Below are 15130 nucleotides of genomic sequence, written 5' to 3'. Positions count from 1 at the left end.
AAAGGGCCCTCATCGCTCTTAATGGCTGCTGTGAATTACTGGCGCTAAGACGCTTATCTTTCAAGGCTCCAGATGGCGTGGTTGGAGACTTTGATGCTTTGGGTTTTAGTGCTCTGGGTTTTAGTGCTTAGGGCTTTAGCTGTGGCGTTAGTGAGTCTGTGGATGATTTGGTTGTATGTGGGCCGTCTTTGAAGCTTTTGCATTGGGTCGGCGTAGTGGATTTAGATGAGTTTTGTGGATTTTTTATAAAGGCGATGAAAAGTGAATTTTTTAGACTTTGACTCTTTTGATGGAGACCAAATAAAAGAGATCTTAGAGATGGCGAAGAAGGAAGATGCAAATCTCCTGCGAGGCAAAGGAGTAGCTTTGATCTTTGAAAAGCCATCTCTACGTACTCGAAACTCCGCCGAGATGGCCACCGTTGCCCTAGGGGGCCATCCGGTCTACATCCAAGCCGCCGAGGTAGGGATAGATGTTCGTGAGTCGGCCGAAGATATCGCTAGGACATTGATTGGATATCATAGTGTTATAGCGGCACGCGTCTTTGATCATCGGGTGCTCCAACGGATGGCTCGATCGATCTCTGATCTGGGTTCTTCGGTTCCCGTAATAAATCTTCTATCTGATAAGGCTCATCCATGCCAAGCAGTAGCAGATCTATTGACCATCACTGATTTATTTGATTCCAAGTTCAACCGTGAGCTACTTCGCATCGCTTATGTGGGTGATTCAAATAATGTTGCACTTTCTTTGGCCCAGGCTGCCCTCAAAATCGGCGCCTCGATCTCAATCGCATCTCCAGATGGGTACGACTTTGACGAGCAAACCAAGCGTTCCCTAATCGAACTGGGTCCGATAACCTTTTACGACGACCCAATTGATGCGGTGAGCGGATCCCATGTGGTCTATGGTGACACCTGGGTTTCGATGGGAGATGAAGCAAGGGCCCAAGAGATCAGGGCAGCCTTTGAGCCGCGTTTTAAGGTTGATGGTGCAATGATGGCCAAAGCGGATTCCGATGCGGTTTATATGCACTGTCTGCCTGCACATAGAGGCGAAGAGGTCACCAACGAAGTAATGGAGCGCTACGCGAAGGTAATCTTTAAACAAGCAGCCAATCGGATGGCTGCCTTCAAAGGGGTCCTTAGCATGACCCTGAGTAGGTAGTCGTGAAATTGAACGACCACGGTAATGGTAACTGGGTTTTTGTCGTCGATGGCTTTTTTGCAGCGACTTACCATTTCGAAGAGACCTATCGCGATCGCAGTGAGTGCTTTTTTGAGATGGAGTTTTAGGTGACTAAGAATAGACGACAATATCAGATTGCAAAGATCCTAGAAAATGAGTACGTCTCATCGCAAGCGCAATTGGTTGCAATCTTGGCTCGCTCTGGTTTAGATGCCACTCAAGCGACGGTCTCGCGAGATCTGGAAGAGCTCGGGGCGATCAAAGTGAAGGTTCCTGGCGGAGAACTTGTCTATGCGATTCCGTCGGGGTTGCGTGACAATGGCTTAGACACTGACCATCTTCGCAGGGTCCTTTCAGAGTGGGTTGTGGATATGATTGTCTCGGGTAACTTGGTCCTCATCAAGACGCCCCCGGGTTCTGCGCACGTTGTCGCATCTGCATTGGATCGAACGACAGTGGAGGGGCTACTGGGAACGGTTGCTGGTGATGATACTATTTTGCTGGTTACTGCCGAGGGTGGCGCCAGTGAGCTTCATCGACGCCTTAGCGGACTGGCTGGCCTCTGAGAGAGATGATTTGACCAGATATTTGCTCGTAGATTTTGCGAGTGCGATCACGCTATATGGTCCGATCGCACTAAACGGTCCGATCATGCTACATATAGATGGGTTGACCGTGACTCGAATAGGAGCACACAAAGATGAAAATCGGCGATAAAAGCTCTTACCGGTTGTACTTGCTTGTTTATTTCAGCTCCTTGATTTCAGCTAGGAAGGTTGCAGCTAGGAAGGGCTATCAAAAAGGTGGCTTTTCTAGGCCTTTGGTTAGTGGTCTTTTTTATGGGGTTGGCATGAGCTAGGTAGGCTTTAGCTAGGAGATGTCAGATTTGTCAATTGGGCCAGCCCCAAATAAGTTGTATGATCGCCTGAGGCAACGGAGTGACCTCGAGAACCAAAAGGTGATCTCTCTAGCTTTCATTTGTTCAATTGTTTTTTAGTCAGTAATCTAACTTTCACATCGGTGATAGTTGATAAGTAAATATAAGGAGATGGTAACTAGATATGAAAAAGCGTATTGTTCTTGCCTATTCTGGAGGTCTCGATACCTCTGTCGCAGTTAAATGGTTAGCCAAGGAACACGACTATGAAGTAGTAGCTATGGCGGTGGACGTCGGCCAAGGCGGTGACTTTGAAGTTATCCGCCATCGAGCAATTGCTGCTGGTGCAATCGCCGTCGAGGTTATAGATGCTCGAAGTCAATTTGCAAATGATTTTGTTCTGCCTACTCTATTTGCAAATGGAATGTATGAGAATAAATACCCACTCGTCTCTTCGTTGTCGCGACCTGTGATTGCGCACCATCTCGTGGAAACAGCAAAGAAGTACGATGCGGTAGCGGTAGCCCATGGTTGTACTGGCAAAGGAAACGATCAGGTCAGATTCGAAGTTGGAATACGCGCACTAAATCCAAAGCTAGAGATCGTGGCTCCCGTTCGAGTCTGGGGATTTTCACGTGCTGATTCGATCGATTATGCAGAGGCGAATTCGATACCCATCGTTGCTACGAAGGATAAGCCCTATTCGATCGATCAAAACCTTTGGGGCGAGCGATCGAATGTGGAGAGATGGAGGACCCATGGGCCCCACCTCCAAGTGATGTCTATGAGATGACCGTTCGTACAAAGAGTGAGCCAAGCGAAGTTGTCATCACCTTCGACAAGGGAAAGCCAACTGCGATCGATCATAAGCCAATGGATTTGGTGGATATCATCGATGAGTTGAATGTCACCTTTGGCTCCTATGGCTTTGGACGGATCGATATGGTCGAAAACCGCCGCGTGGGAATTAAAAGTCGAGAGGTCTATGAGGCCCCGGCGGCCCTTGGATTGATAATGGCACATGATGCTCTAGAGGACATAACTCTTGAGAGAGACCTAGCCATGAAAAGGCTAAATTGTCACATCGCTTTTCTGAGCTTCTCTACGACGGACTCTGGTACTCCCCATTGCGCGAAGGTCTAAGCAACTTCATGGAATATACACAGCAATATGTAAGCGGTGAGGTAAGACTAGGACTCGAACCGAATCGAGTCTTTGTCAGTGGACGTCGCTCGGAGTATTCGCTTTACGACTACGAATTAGCTACTTATGAAAAAGAAGATGCATTTAGACATAGTGATGCGGAAGGATTTGTAAGGATTTGGGGCTTAGGTGTCGAAACTTGGTCTAGAAAGCAAGTAAATCACGATTAGGTTTGAGTCCGCAATCGTTTGTTGGATTGTGCCCCGATGGTGCGCCATTGGGGACCAAAGGTTTTAGTCATGGAATATCTCAAATGAGCTGTGACATGCAAGGAGAAGTGGAAGACGTATGACCTTATGGCACGGGAGATTTAGCTCCGAACCGTCGGCGCTGCTTTGGGATTATACCGAATCGTTGTCGTTTGATCGCACCCTTGCGCTAGATGACATAGTGGGTTCAAAGGCGCATCTAGCAGGACTAGAGAAGGTTGGAATTCTAACTGCCACAGAGGCCGCAACTCTATATGATGCATTGGTCCTAATAGAGTCTGAGTTCGCCGGCGGTTCATTTTCATTTTCAGACCGGGATGAAGATATCCATACCGCAATCGAGAGGCGAATTACAGAGATTGCCGGTGACGTTGGTGCCAAGTTGCACACTGGGCGTTCTCGCAATGATCAAGTGGCTACCGATCTTCGCCTTTTTACTCGTCGAGAGTTGACGATAGTTGCCGAGCGCATCTTAGATCTCCAAATCGTCTTGGCGGAACTAGCTGATGACGCAAAGGATGCCTATCTTCCGGGTTATACCCATCTACAAAAGGCGCAACCAGTTCTCTTTGGGCACCACCTTTTGGCCCATGGGTGGGCACTATCGAGAGACTTCGATCGCATTATTGCCACACTGGGACGAATGGATGTGAGCCCGTTGGGTGCCGGAGCCCTTGGTGGCTCTACTTTGCCAATCGACCCCTCCTACACCGCGGCGGTCTTGAACTTCGCAGGACCGTTTGAAAACTCCCTAGATGCAGTATCAGATAGAGATTTCGTCGCCGAAGCACTGTTCGACCTCTCTCTGATTGGCGTACACCTTTCCAGGATTGGTGAAGAGATAGTACTTTGGTCAACTGAAGAGTTTGGATTTGTGCGACTAGATGACTCTTATTCGACAGGCTCCTCCATGTTGCCCCAGAAGAAGAACCCAGACATTGCTGAGTTGGCACGAGGTAAAGCTGGCCGACTGATTGGTCATCTAAGTGGTTTTCTCGCAACTCTCAAGGGGCTGCCACTCTCGTATAATCGTGATCTTCAAGAAGATAAAGAGCCTCTCTTTGACTCTTTGATCCAAGTTGGGCGAGCTCTGTTGGCGGTAAATGGGATGCTATCGACCGCTTTGTTTGACTTTGCTCGGATGAAAAAGGCTGCCGATTCACCTTATCTATGTGCTATTGATTTAGCAGAGTTTCTGGTAAAAAAGGGTATTCCATTTCGCAAGGCTCACTCAATAGTTGGCGGATTGGTGCGGGATTCCCTTGAGCGCCACGTTCCTTTGGAGGAGTTGGTTTCGGCGCATCCTTCTCTTGGTGATGAAGCTGCGGTACTGCTTCTGCCAGGTGAAAGCGTTAAGCGAAGGATCACTCGAGGAGGATCTGGTACCGAGGCTGTTGCACTTCAGCGGTCCATCTTTTCCGAGCGTTTGACTATCGATGCGAAGCGCTTGGATGAATTGTCGCATCTAAACATGCGCGAGTTATAGCGTCAGGGACCAGATGTGATTTGCCCAATGATGGGATCGCCTGTGGCACGGCAAATAATGGTGAATGCTAACAAGTGAGGGCCTAGATTTTTTTAGGCCTTGACATTGGTAGTCTTTATTTTAATTCTTGTCACATCAGCAAACTCAGATGATTGATCTAAATGGTTTGTAATTTGCTTTGTCGAGGCGCCCTTGTGCCTTTCTTTGCTAGATATCTTGGATAAGGATCTCGATGATTTTTGTCGCAGGGGCTGGCCTTTGCGGTGAGATAAGATCCAGCGATTTGATTGGGTTGTAGATCGTTCAAATCAAGTATCTCTGATTGACTATAAAATCGAGATTGATGTGCCTTTATTGGCTTTCTTTGTTTCTAGCTGGCAGATGGAGACCCACGATAGTCATGAATGAGATCTATTCGTTGAGGCAAATTTGCGACGAAGAGTTTTTTCAAAGAGACACATTGGAAGTCGCTAAAAGCCTGATTGGGATGGTGATACTCTATCGAGGTCGGGCTATTCGCGTGAGCGAGGTTGAGGCATATCGCGGTAAAGATGACCCTGCTTCGCATGGCTTTGGCGGTATTTCACCTCGCAATAAAACTATGTTTGGACCGCCAGGTCACATCTACGTCTATCTCAGTTACGGCATTCATCATTGTCTAAATATCGTCGCTGAGACGGCTGGGTCGCCCTCTGGAATCTTGGTCCGTGCTGGTGAGCCCTTGGAATATGACAAGGCAGGATCTAAAGTTCGCGTCATTGGCCCCTCCAAAGAGCGCGAGCCTTTGTCCAGTGTTGGACCTGGGCGCCTCGGACGCTACCTGAACGTCAAACTCAGTGATGACGGAATCAATATTTGCCGAAATGACCAAGGAATATCGTTATTTGCGGTCTTAGAAGCTGCGTCGAAAGTTATTAAAGCCACACCCCGAATTGGCATCACTAAAGGGACAGAATTAGAGTGGCGTTTCGTGGATAGTGATTCGACCTACCTCTCTAAGGGGCGCTAACCAAAAGGTGTTCGATCCCGCGCTGATTTCTAAGGTGGGATCGAACACTGAGTTTGTAATTGGATACTTCTATTCGTTGCTTATTCCGAAGTGTTCTTCCAGTGCGATTATTGAATCGATCAGAATTTTCCTTTGCTCTAGAGTCAGGACTCTTCTGAACTCCTCCTCTTGAGCTTGCACCTTTTCTTCAACTTGACGTGCTAGTGCAATTCCCGATTGTGTGAGCAAGATCCGCTTTCTCTGGCCCTTTGAAGCAGTGGCGGCTGATATTAGCCCGCGATCCTCAAGGGTGTCGGTCGTGCGTTTCACATTCATTGGATCTGCGCCAAGACGTCTTGCAATTTCCCTGATTCCGATCCCGACTTCATCTTCCTCGACAACGGTTCGTAGAATCGCTGCTTGGGGAGGTGAAATATCGAGTTCGGATAAGTTTTGAGCCCATTGCGAGCGCATATTGCGAGCTAGTCGACTAATACGAAAGCCGATGCCAGATTCAATTTTAGTTTTCGGCTCTGCCTCTACCAATGTATTTAACCTCCGAGAGGTCGTATCCCTCTTTTGTAGGATATTCTATTGCCTTGGTTGGGTTTCCTCCGAGATGATCTCTACGCCTAGGCTATAGGCGGGCATGCCGGAGGTTATTAAAGCTAATTCAACCACTCCAAGAAGTTCTGTCGTCGAGGCTCCGGCCTTGATTGCGGCACGCGCGTGAATTTTGGCGGGATCTCGCTCTCCTAGCACGACGAGCTGACCAAACTGAACCAATTGGCTAATTTTGTGGCCGAGTGGATTTTCGTTGATAACCACTTGACGAAGGTCTTCGATCGCTAGGACGGTATTGATTCGGTTGGTTGCTTTACAAAGTGCGATTCGAAGTTCGATTGAACTTGGGAGTGCTCCCGTAAGATCGATATAGCGATCTTGAATCTCTTTTAGTTTTTCTTCTTCCATTGTTTTTCTTCTTGTTAGTCTCCGGGAGTGATTTTGGATGGAGTTAGTGGACGCGGGCTATCGATTCAAGTACTTTTTTGAGTGCACCTTGAGGAAACGGTATTGCTCCACCTAATGCAATCGCGGCTAGTTCGCCTTGAGCTGCCTCTTCAAGGGCGACAAGTAAAGCTGCCGTTGCCCATGGCGTGGTTGAAAACACTAAAACTCCATGGTTAGCCAAAAGTACCGCATTGGTTTGTTCGTTTTCGATGACACAATTTATAATCGATGTGATTGACTCATCTGAACCACGAGGAGCCCATGGCGCAACTGGTACGTTCGATGCTTGGCCAAATCGCAAAAGGGCTTCGTATCTGATTGGTAGTTCCTTTGCCGCAAGTGCGAATGCAAGTAGGGATGGGGAGTGGGTATGAATGATCGCACCAACGTTGGGTCGGAGCTTATAGATTTCAGAGTGCATCCTTACGATCTCGGTATTTGTTGGGTCCAATAGATGGTCGACATCCACTCCCTCTAAGGTTACGCGAGCGATTCCGCTAGCGGTGAGATTGCGGACCTGTCCCTCGATGCTTAGAAGCATTTCGTTATCTTCGCTTCTCGCAGAGATATTTGCGTGACCGCTGTGAGACATCACTCCACTTCTAAATAGGTGCTCTGTAGCTTTTACAATCTCATCTTTGATCTGTGTATTTGATAGTGTGTTAGACATTGGCATTCCGTTTCATCGCGTATTTTTCCTAATACCTCTAACTGTAGTAGTTACTACACTATTCCGAAAGATGTAAAACTTTTTTGAGATGCCCTTTTGCTTGGACTGAGAGTCTTGTTTTTTAGGATTCGTCGTTATTTTTTTAGGATCCGATTTGGAATCTAAAAGTCCAGAGCTTTAACTGTCGGCCTCTTACCGATGAGATGATCCAAATGGGTGCGATTTCAAAATGGGCTTTGTCTTATTGCTTGGCGCAGCCCTGTGGATGGGCGCGGGCTCCAATATGGGCCTTTATCTAATTTGGTCGAGCGTAAGTGATGCGGTTCTTTAACTTGAGAGTCGATAGTTACCTTGTCTGTATCTTTTGAGCTATGCACCTCGCAAGAATAGATCTCCCTGAAGTCTAAAATAGGGTGGTATATGTTTTAGCTACCAGCAATACAGTATCGATCCTTGATCGCTTCAGCGTCTGCGAAGATGATCTAGGGGCCGAAGATAGTTTCGATGCTCTAGCTTTTTGTCAATCCGGTGGCGGCGCTGCTTTTATCTCGATGCCCATCTCGTATAGATCATAAGAATTGGAAAATAGTAGCTATGGTATGATCGTTTGAGAATTTAGCGGGTGACTCCGGCACCTCTATTGGTGGCTTTGACCTCTGTGATGGTGGCTTTGCCGAGGGAGTCCCCAGTTGTGTTGACCTGGCTGTATTGACTTGTTTGTATTGATTTTAGGGATTGTTATAGCAGGTAATGGTGGAGCCTAAGGGCACTTGGGTGCCTGGTATCGGCGACTGCTCCCAAACTGCTTGGGGAGTTTGGTTGGCGCCTGAAGTACCTGTCTGTTGGTTGGTGGTGCAGCTTCCCGACAGGGAGACACTTGATATGGTTTCATTTGCTTGACTAGCGGTTAGGCCTAGTAGGTTGGGCACCACCACTATCGAGGGATAGGTCAAGGTCCCCTTTGCTACCGTTAGATCGATTGTCGCATCCTTAACTAATGCAACCCCAGGGGATGGACTCTGTGAAATTGCATATCCAGGCGGGTATTCGCTAGATGGGGCAAAAGATAGTGAAACTTTAAAGCCTTGCCCTGACAACGTTGACTCAGCCAGACTGACTGGCATCCCGATGACATTGGTAAGGGCTGTGGATGGTGTGGTAACCGTTGTCGATACCTTTGGCGGGGAAGTCGTGGTTGGCACCGGTGGCGCGACTGCAAATGATGTGGGAGTCCTAAATTGCTCAATTGGAGATGCCGCAAGTGCTGAGGTCATATACTGCGCAAAGATCCTTGCTGGCCAGCTTCCTCCAGTTACGTAAATCGGCGTAGTTGGCGGAATCATTGGTACCTCGCCGCTTGGATATCCAACCCATACAACGGTAGCTAATTGTGGTACAAAACCTGCAAACCAAGCGTCTGCCCAGTTTTCTCCTGTTCCAGTCTTTCCAGCAGCCGGGCGATAGAGGGAGGCGTTGACGCCTGTTCCTTCTGTCATTACGTGCGTTAGTATCTGGATCTCTGTTGCCGCTATGGTTGGCGAGAGCACTTGCTTGGGGTGAAGCGCATGGGAGTAGATTAATTTTCCAGAGGAGTCGTAGATCGCCGAGATGCTATAGGGAGCGTTGTAGGTTCCGTAATCCGCCAAGGTTGCATTTACACTAGCCATGTCAAGCGGTGTGACAGGCTGGGCACCTAGTACGATCGAGTTATAGGGTAGCAGTGGGCTCTTGATTCCCATAGCATGAGCCATAGAGACTACATTAGCTGGGCCAATTTTGGTGATCAATTGTGCATATACGGTATTCACCGAAAGGGCAGTGGCTGTAAGAAGGGTCATATAGCCAGTGGGTTCCCCCTCGTAATTATGGACAACCCAAGCTGACTGATGATTTGCAGGTGCAACGTAAAGGACTTTTGGTGCATAAAAGACACTTTTAGCGGTAAAGCCTTGTGTAAGTGCCTCTGCTAGTGCTATCACCTTGAAGGTCGATCCCGATGGACGTTGTGCTTGGGTTGCCATGTTGAATTGAGAATAGGCCTTACCCGAATTGTACCCTGGGCCGCCCACCAATGCCTCAATGGCGCCATTGGCCGGATTGATCGAGACCAGTGCTCCGCTTGGCATGTTGGCAGAGTTCGGAATGCCATCTAAGACAGCTTTTTGTGCTTGTTTTTGTTGGGATTGGACCTCTGTAGTTACAATCTTCAGTCCCCCGTGCTCGATAAGATTTAGGCGCTGGGTAGGGGTCGATCCAAGCGCAGGTAGGGTTGCGGCTTCGTTTAGAACGGTCTCTGAGAAATACCCTAGTTTTGGATTTACTACGGTATTCGAAGGATTCAATTGAATTGGAGCCGATAGCGAAGAACTTAGCTGTTGTTTGGTGATCTGCTTATTCACATATAGAGCGTTCAGGACTTGGTTGCGCCTATATAGGGCAAGTGCTGGATGAAGAATTGGATCATAGGCAGATGGGGCATTGATCAATCCGGCCAATAATGCTGCCTGCACTAGATTTAACTGATTTGCGTTAAGGGAGAAATATCTAAGTGAGGCGGCTTGGATTCCAAATGTCCCTTCACCTAGGTAGACATCGTTTAGATATTTGTCCAAAACTATGCTTTTGGTGGTTCCGGCTAGAGAGCCGAGGGACAGTAGTATCTCGTGTGTCTTTTCGGCCAGGGTTCGCTTAGGAGTTCCAAGTTCTAGTTTCACTAGTTGTTCTTCGATGGTAGAACCACCCTGTACTACCGCTCCAGCCGAAAGATCAGCAAGCGCTGCACGAATTGTCGATTTTATGTCTATGGGACCCCGCTTCCAGTAGCGCCTGTCCTCTATTGCGACGACGGCTTTTGGAATTTCGCTTCCCATCTGACTGAGTGGAATTGGGATACGTACGATGTTGGTGGGTACTTGGGTTATGAGTGTGCCATTCGAAGCGTAAATAGAAGAGATCTGAGCGAAGGTATCTGGGTTGGTCGAAACGACTTTTGGAAGAGTACAGGCACTAAGAAGTAGCCCTATTGACGCGAGCGATAAAAAGAGCGAGATCATCTCTCGCCTTCTGGTTTTTGGCTTTAGATTATGGACCATCTTCTTTGCTTTGAGTTGGCGGCTCTTTTTGTCTATTTATTTAATCGTATTAAATGGGGGTGTGGTTTAGCTGCTTTGGAAAGTTGCACAGAAAACACAGGCAGTCTTTCTAAGAAAAGCTCTCCTACACCTCTTTTGGTATTTTATAGGAGAATCCCAACTTCATGCGGCCTTCATGTGGCAATGGCTACGCCTAACCAATCTATGGGATCATGGATCTGCCCTAAGCATCAGCGCGTTGGCTAGGTGAGAATGAGATGGGATGATCACGAGAGTGTTTGGCCATCGCTAGTGCTGCGCTGTTTCGCATGGGTCATCGAGCCTGTTGAAGCACATTTGATTGAGACGATATAGCTGCTGTGAGATGCAAAAAAATGGTGAATGTGGGTTATATATAGATTTTTGATCTTTAATTTGATGAAGATCTAGTTGATAAGAGATAGTTTGAAATGGAAGGCTCTAAATGAACTAGAGACAATTGTATTGCCATTTAGTCATCGCAATCTTGACTCTTGCAGCTTTGTATTTTTAAGGTTTTGTAGGTGAGTTCGTCTATAGAGGCCAACTCCAAGGCCGACGATAAGCAAGAGCCCTAGAATGTCCCCAAAATAGCCAAATGGTGCAGATTGGTTCGGTGAGACCAGTAGATAGATCGGATAGACCAAGGTGATTGAGGCGATTATTGGGATTACAAGATGTTTGACTTTAGAGTAGACCTCGGGCCTATAAATTCGAAAATAGATTGGTACGGCGAGATTGATCGTGAGATAAGCAATGATGGTAAGCAGGGCAGATAGCGTTGCAGCTTCGGAGAAGTACAGCAATGGATCACGACCAGATCCCAGAATAACCCCTATCACAGTTGCACCAACTATTAGGATGACGCCAGATTTGTGTGGAATGGGTTGAGAGTTTTTAGAGGTGATTCTTTTGGTAAAATAGCTTTGTAATCCACAGTAATTGATAATGTTAGCTTGGCTTGTTACAAGCGAAAACAGTGCGCTTATTAGCGACAGCAGTCCCAGAAAATAGGTAACTTTTACCAGGTATGGCGCTGTTGATTTTGCTGCTTCAACCAGTGGAGTGGGGCTTGCTATGATTTTGGAAAGATCAGATGCTAGACCAAGTGTGGTAGTAAAAGAGATGACTATTGCAATTAGTGCGGTTGCACCAATTGCTAAGTATATTTTGGTTGCTACTGACTTAGACCCACCTTTAAATTGTGGAGCAAGTGCCGAGATATTTTCCCAACCCAGGAAGATGAAAAAGGCGATTGGGACTGCACTCGTCCAAGATGTCCCTAGTTGGCCATGGATTGGTAGTGCGACATAGGAGCTGTTCCAGTTTTTGTAATATCGCGCAATTATGATTGCAGCAAGGGCCGCTAGGCCAACTATCTGGATTACAACAAGTCCAAGGTTGATGTTTAGGAGGCTTCTTGCCTTTCCGACGATGAAAGTCAAGACGATCAGCGCGATGAAAATCGAATAGACCTGCCAAGGTATCGAAGGTGCGCTGAATGATATTAATGTTTCTTGGAGCCACCATCCACTTGCAACGATCAGCCCCGAGATAATGGCAAAATAAGAGGTCGTTAGAAGATAGGCGAGCGGTGTTGATACCACTTCCCCGAAGGTCATTTGAGCCCAAGCTATTAGCGATCCGGAACTGGGCGCTACTCGCGCGAACTCCGAGATGCTGTTTGCCTGCAGGGCACTAATTAGAGCTCCGGCGAGGATGTAATAAAGGGTAGATATGCCCGCAGCTGCTACCAGTAGGGACAATGTTACGATAACTCCAACGAATGGTACAGTGCTCGAAATTGAAAGCGCGCCGGATTGCAGCAGTCCTATCTCTGTGGGTTCGCTATTGATCCATCGTTCAATGGCTGTCCAGCCTCTATCAATTGGGGTTCTTCGTGAATGTAAAATTTTGTAATCGATTCCTTGGCATCAGCGCTTTTGTCTATAAAAATCTAGTCCCATCAAGGTGATTGGCGTGATCTTTCCAAATCAGGATCTCAGACTTTAGGTCTTCGTGCTGCGTCCGCGGTGCAAGTAAAGCGCTGTAGACCGATTACCGCTAGAGGATGTGAAGGAGAACTAGTAGATGGCCTAAGAGGGGGACATTAGCTTTGAGTTGGTGCTCGGGCTGTGGGTTGCAGACCATCCCAAGCCAAAGTCTCCGTCAGGCCTTGCTGACCCCCCCCTCACCCCCCACAAACATTTTTCAAAAAATCCAAACAAAATTGCAGCAACTCACCATCAACCCTTATAGATTTATAAGTCCGCTTTGAAAGCCACGAAACATTCGTGAAACACAAATGCGAAGGAATTCTGAGATCATTTCTTATTCCACAAGGGAAAAGAGCTCTTGGGCTCCTTGAACTAAGGCATAAGAGATGATCCAACGGAAACACTTTTGTAGCGAAAGTGAAAGCTAGTAGTTAGCTAAGGCCTTAGATATGATTTATCTATCAAAAGGACAAGCTAACTTCTAAAAGCTAACACCTAGCTATATAAGGGCCGCTCCTTGACAACGAAATAGGATGAGAAGCATAGCTAAATGAGATTCATATAGCGTGCATTCGAATTACAGCCAGTTTTGGTCTGTTGAACGACTTTCATATCTACAGAGTCGTAACGACTCACTAGGTGAGTCAATGACAACTAACTGATAAGTATCAAATAACTTAGGTACTTACTAGCCAAAGCCAAAGACACATATCACCTCTTAGAGAAACGAAGACACCTGTTCTTATGAATTCGATCAACAACTTCTAAACAAGTACAGACCTAATCAATTCAAAAATTTTGAGAAACTCAAAAAAACAGTAATTAGCTTGAATTAAGCTTTTTCATCAATTTCGATGGAGAGTTTGATCCTGGCTCAGGACGAACGCTGGCGGCGTGCTTAACACATGCAAGTCGAACGGTTTATAAGGGCTTGCCCTTATAGATAGTGGCGAACGGGTGCGTAACACGTGAGCAACCTGCCCCAAAGTTTGGAATAACACCGGGAAACCGATGCTAATACCAAATATGCTCACACTATCACAAGATAGAGTGAGGAAAGTTTTTCGCTTTGGGAGGGGCTCGCGGCCTATCAGCTTGTTGGTGAGGTAACGGCTCACCAAGGCATCGACGGGTAGCTGGTCTGAGAGGACGATCAGCCACACTGGGACTGAGACACGGCCCAGACTCCTACGGGAGGCAGCAGTGGGGAATATTGCGCAATGGGCGAAAGCCTGACGCAGCAACGCCGCGTGGAGGATGAAGGCCTTAGGGTCGTAAACTCCTTTCAGCAGGAACGAAAATGACGGTACCTGCAGAAGAAGCTCCGGCCAACTACGTGCCAGCAGCCGCGGTAATACGTAGGGAGCAAGCGTTGTCCGGATTTATTGGGCGTAAAGAGCTCGTAGGCGGCTTGGCAAGTCGGATGTGAAACCCCCAGGCTTAACCTGGGGCCGCCATTCGATACTGCTATGGCTTGAGTTCGGTAGGGGATTGTGGAATTCCCGGTGTAGCGGTGAAATGCGCAGATATCGGGAGGAACACCAATGGCGAAGGCAGCAATCTGGGCCGACACTGACGCTGAGGAGCGAAAGCGTGGGGAGCAAACAGGATTAGATACCCTGGTAGTCCACGCCCTAAACGTTGGGCACTAGGTGTGGGACCTACTTCGACGGGTTCCGTGCCGTAGCTAACGCATTAAGTGCCCCGCCTGGGGAGTACGGCCGCAAGGCTAAAACTCAAAGGAATTGACGGGGGCCCGCACAAGCGGCGGAGCATGTGGCTTAATTCGATGCAACGCGAAGAACCTCACCTGGGCTTGACATGTTGGGAAAAGCCGTAGAGATACGGTGTCCATTAGGGCCCTTCACAGGTGGTGCATGGCTGTCGTCAGCTCGTGTCGTGAGATGTTGAGTTAAGTCCCGCAACGAGCGCAACCCTTGTCTTATGTTACCAGCGAGTAATGTCGGGGACTCATGAGAGACTGCCGGGGTCAACTCGGAGGAAGGTGGGGATGACGTCAAGTCATCATGCCCCTTATGTCCAGGGCTGCACACATGCTACAATGGCCGGTACAGAGGGTCGCAATCCCGCGAGGGGGAGCTAATCCCACAAAGCCGGTCTCAGTTCGGATCGCAGTCTGCAACTCGACTGCGTGAAGCCGGAGTCGCTAGTAATCCCGAATCAGCATTGTCGGGGTGAATACGTTCCCGGGCCTTGTACACACCGCCCGTCACACCACGAAAGTCGGCAACACCCGAAGCCGGTGGCCCAACCAGTAATGGAGGGAGCCGTCGAAGGTGGGGTCGGTGATTGGGGTGAAGTCGTAACAAGGTAGCCGTACCGGAAGGTGCGGCTGGATCACCTCCTTTCTAAGGAGCTGTCATAGCTAGG

10 protein-coding genes, 1 rRNA gene and 1 pseudogene are annotated in these 15130 nt (G+C 48.0%); 7 read left to right on the top strand and 5 right to left on the bottom strand.

Features of this window, described 5'->3' with window-relative positions:
* The first annotated feature begins 261 nt into the window (after positions 1-261).
* The 6 genes and pseudogenes from ACIDITHRIX25_RS77700 to ACIDITHRIX25_RS77675 all read left to right on the top strand — a co-directional run bounded on the left by ACIDITHRIX25_RS77700 (position 262) and on the right by ACIDITHRIX25_RS77675 (position 5972).
* Entirely contained in the window at positions 262-1167 is a 906-nt protein-coding gene (locus ACIDITHRIX25_RS77700; RefSeq protein WP_201733157.1) for an ornithine carbamoyltransferase, read from the top strand.
* Between the two features lie 2 nt (positions 1168-1169).
* Positions 1170-1295: a hypothetical protein gene (locus ACIDITHRIX25_RS77695; protein ID WP_283770428.1), complete on the top strand. Its 126-nt coding sequence runs from the start codon at positions 1170-1172 to the stop codon at positions 1293-1295.
* A complete protein-coding gene (gene argR, locus ACIDITHRIX25_RS77690) occupies positions 1296-1754 on the top strand; it encodes an arginine repressor (protein ID WP_052606250.1) in 459 nt (152 codons plus the stop codon).
* A 495-nt stretch (positions 1755-2249) separates the two neighbouring features.
* A pseudogene (locus tag ACIDITHRIX25_RS77685) lies at positions 2250-3438 on the top strand (argininosuccinate synthase).
* A 118-nt stretch (positions 3439-3556) separates the two neighbouring features.
* A complete protein-coding gene (argH, locus tag ACIDITHRIX25_RS77680; protein WP_201733156.1) occupies positions 3557-4963 on the top strand; it encodes an argininosuccinate lyase in 1407 nt (468 codons plus the stop codon).
* Positions 4964-5363: 400 nt separating this feature from the next.
* Complete coding sequence (locus ACIDITHRIX25_RS77675; RefSeq protein ID WP_201733155.1) at positions 5364-5972, top strand: DNA-3-methyladenine glycosylase; 609 nt, start codon at positions 5364-5366, stop codon at positions 5970-5972.
* 69 nt (positions 5973-6041) lie between these two features.
* Here ACIDITHRIX25_RS77675 and ACIDITHRIX25_RS77670 read toward each other — a convergent pair whose 3' ends face one another.
* The 5 genes from ACIDITHRIX25_RS77670 to ACIDITHRIX25_RS77650 all read right to left on the bottom strand — a co-directional run bounded on the left by ACIDITHRIX25_RS77670 (position 6042) and on the right by ACIDITHRIX25_RS77650 (position 12568).
* Positions 6042-6497: a MarR family winged helix-turn-helix transcriptional regulator gene (locus ACIDITHRIX25_RS77670; protein WP_052606246.1), complete on the bottom strand. Its 456-nt coding sequence runs from the start codon at positions 6495-6497 to the stop codon at positions 6042-6044.
* A gap of 45 nt (positions 6498-6542) precedes the next feature.
* Positions 6543-6923 carry a carboxymuconolactone decarboxylase family protein gene (locus ACIDITHRIX25_RS77665; RefSeq protein ID WP_201733154.1) on the bottom strand — a complete coding sequence of 127 codons (381 nt, stop codon included), beginning with the start codon at positions 6921-6923 and terminating at the stop codon, positions 6543-6545.
* A gap of 43 nt (positions 6924-6966) precedes the next feature.
* Positions 6967-7632, bottom strand: a complete 666-nt coding sequence (locus ACIDITHRIX25_RS77660; protein WP_201733153.1) for a class II aldolase/adducin family protein — start codon at positions 7630-7632, stop codon at positions 6967-6969.
* A gap of 728 nt (positions 7633-8360) precedes the next feature.
* Positions 8361-10724: a transglycosylase domain-containing protein gene (locus ACIDITHRIX25_RS77655; RefSeq protein ID WP_201733152.1), complete on the bottom strand. Its 2364-nt coding sequence runs from the start codon at positions 10722-10724 to the stop codon at positions 8361-8363.
* Between the two features lie 494 nt (positions 10725-11218).
* Complete coding sequence (locus tag ACIDITHRIX25_RS77650; RefSeq protein WP_283770440.1) at positions 11219-12568, bottom strand: APC family permease; 1350 nt, start codon at positions 12566-12568, stop codon at positions 11219-11221.
* Positions 12569-13590: 1022 nt separating this feature from the next.
* Here ACIDITHRIX25_RS77650 and ACIDITHRIX25_RS77645 point away from each other — a divergent pair.
* Positions 13591-15108, top strand: a 16S ribosomal RNA gene (locus ACIDITHRIX25_RS77645).
* Positions 15109-15130 lie beyond the last annotated feature (22 nt).

It is taken from the genome of Acidithrix sp. C25, assembly GCF_904848545.2.
The sequence above is the reverse complement of the archived record's forward strand: the minus strand, read 5'-3'. Positions and strand labels throughout refer to the sequence as shown.

Bases quoted from the DNA above. Each gene is read 5' to 3' on its own strand.
- argH (WP_201733156.1), top strand. From the start codon at position 3,557: ATGACCTTATGGCACGGGAGATTTAGCTCCGAACCGTCGGCGCTGCTT.
- ACIDITHRIX25_RS77675 (WP_201733155.1), top strand. From the start codon at position 5,364: ATGAATGAGATCTATTCGTTGAGGCAAATTTGCGACGAAGAGTTTTTT.
- ACIDITHRIX25_RS77665 (WP_201733154.1), bottom strand. From the start codon at position 6,923: ATGGAAGAAGAAAAACTAAAAGAGATTCAAGATCGCTATATCGATCTT.
- ACIDITHRIX25_RS77660 (WP_201733153.1), bottom strand. From the start codon at position 7,632: ATGTCTAACACACTATCAAATACACAGATCAAAGATGAGATTGTAAAA.
- ACIDITHRIX25_RS77655 (WP_201733152.1), bottom strand. From the start codon at position 10,724: ATGGTCCATAATCTAAAGCCAAAAACCAGAAGGCGAGAGATGATCTCG.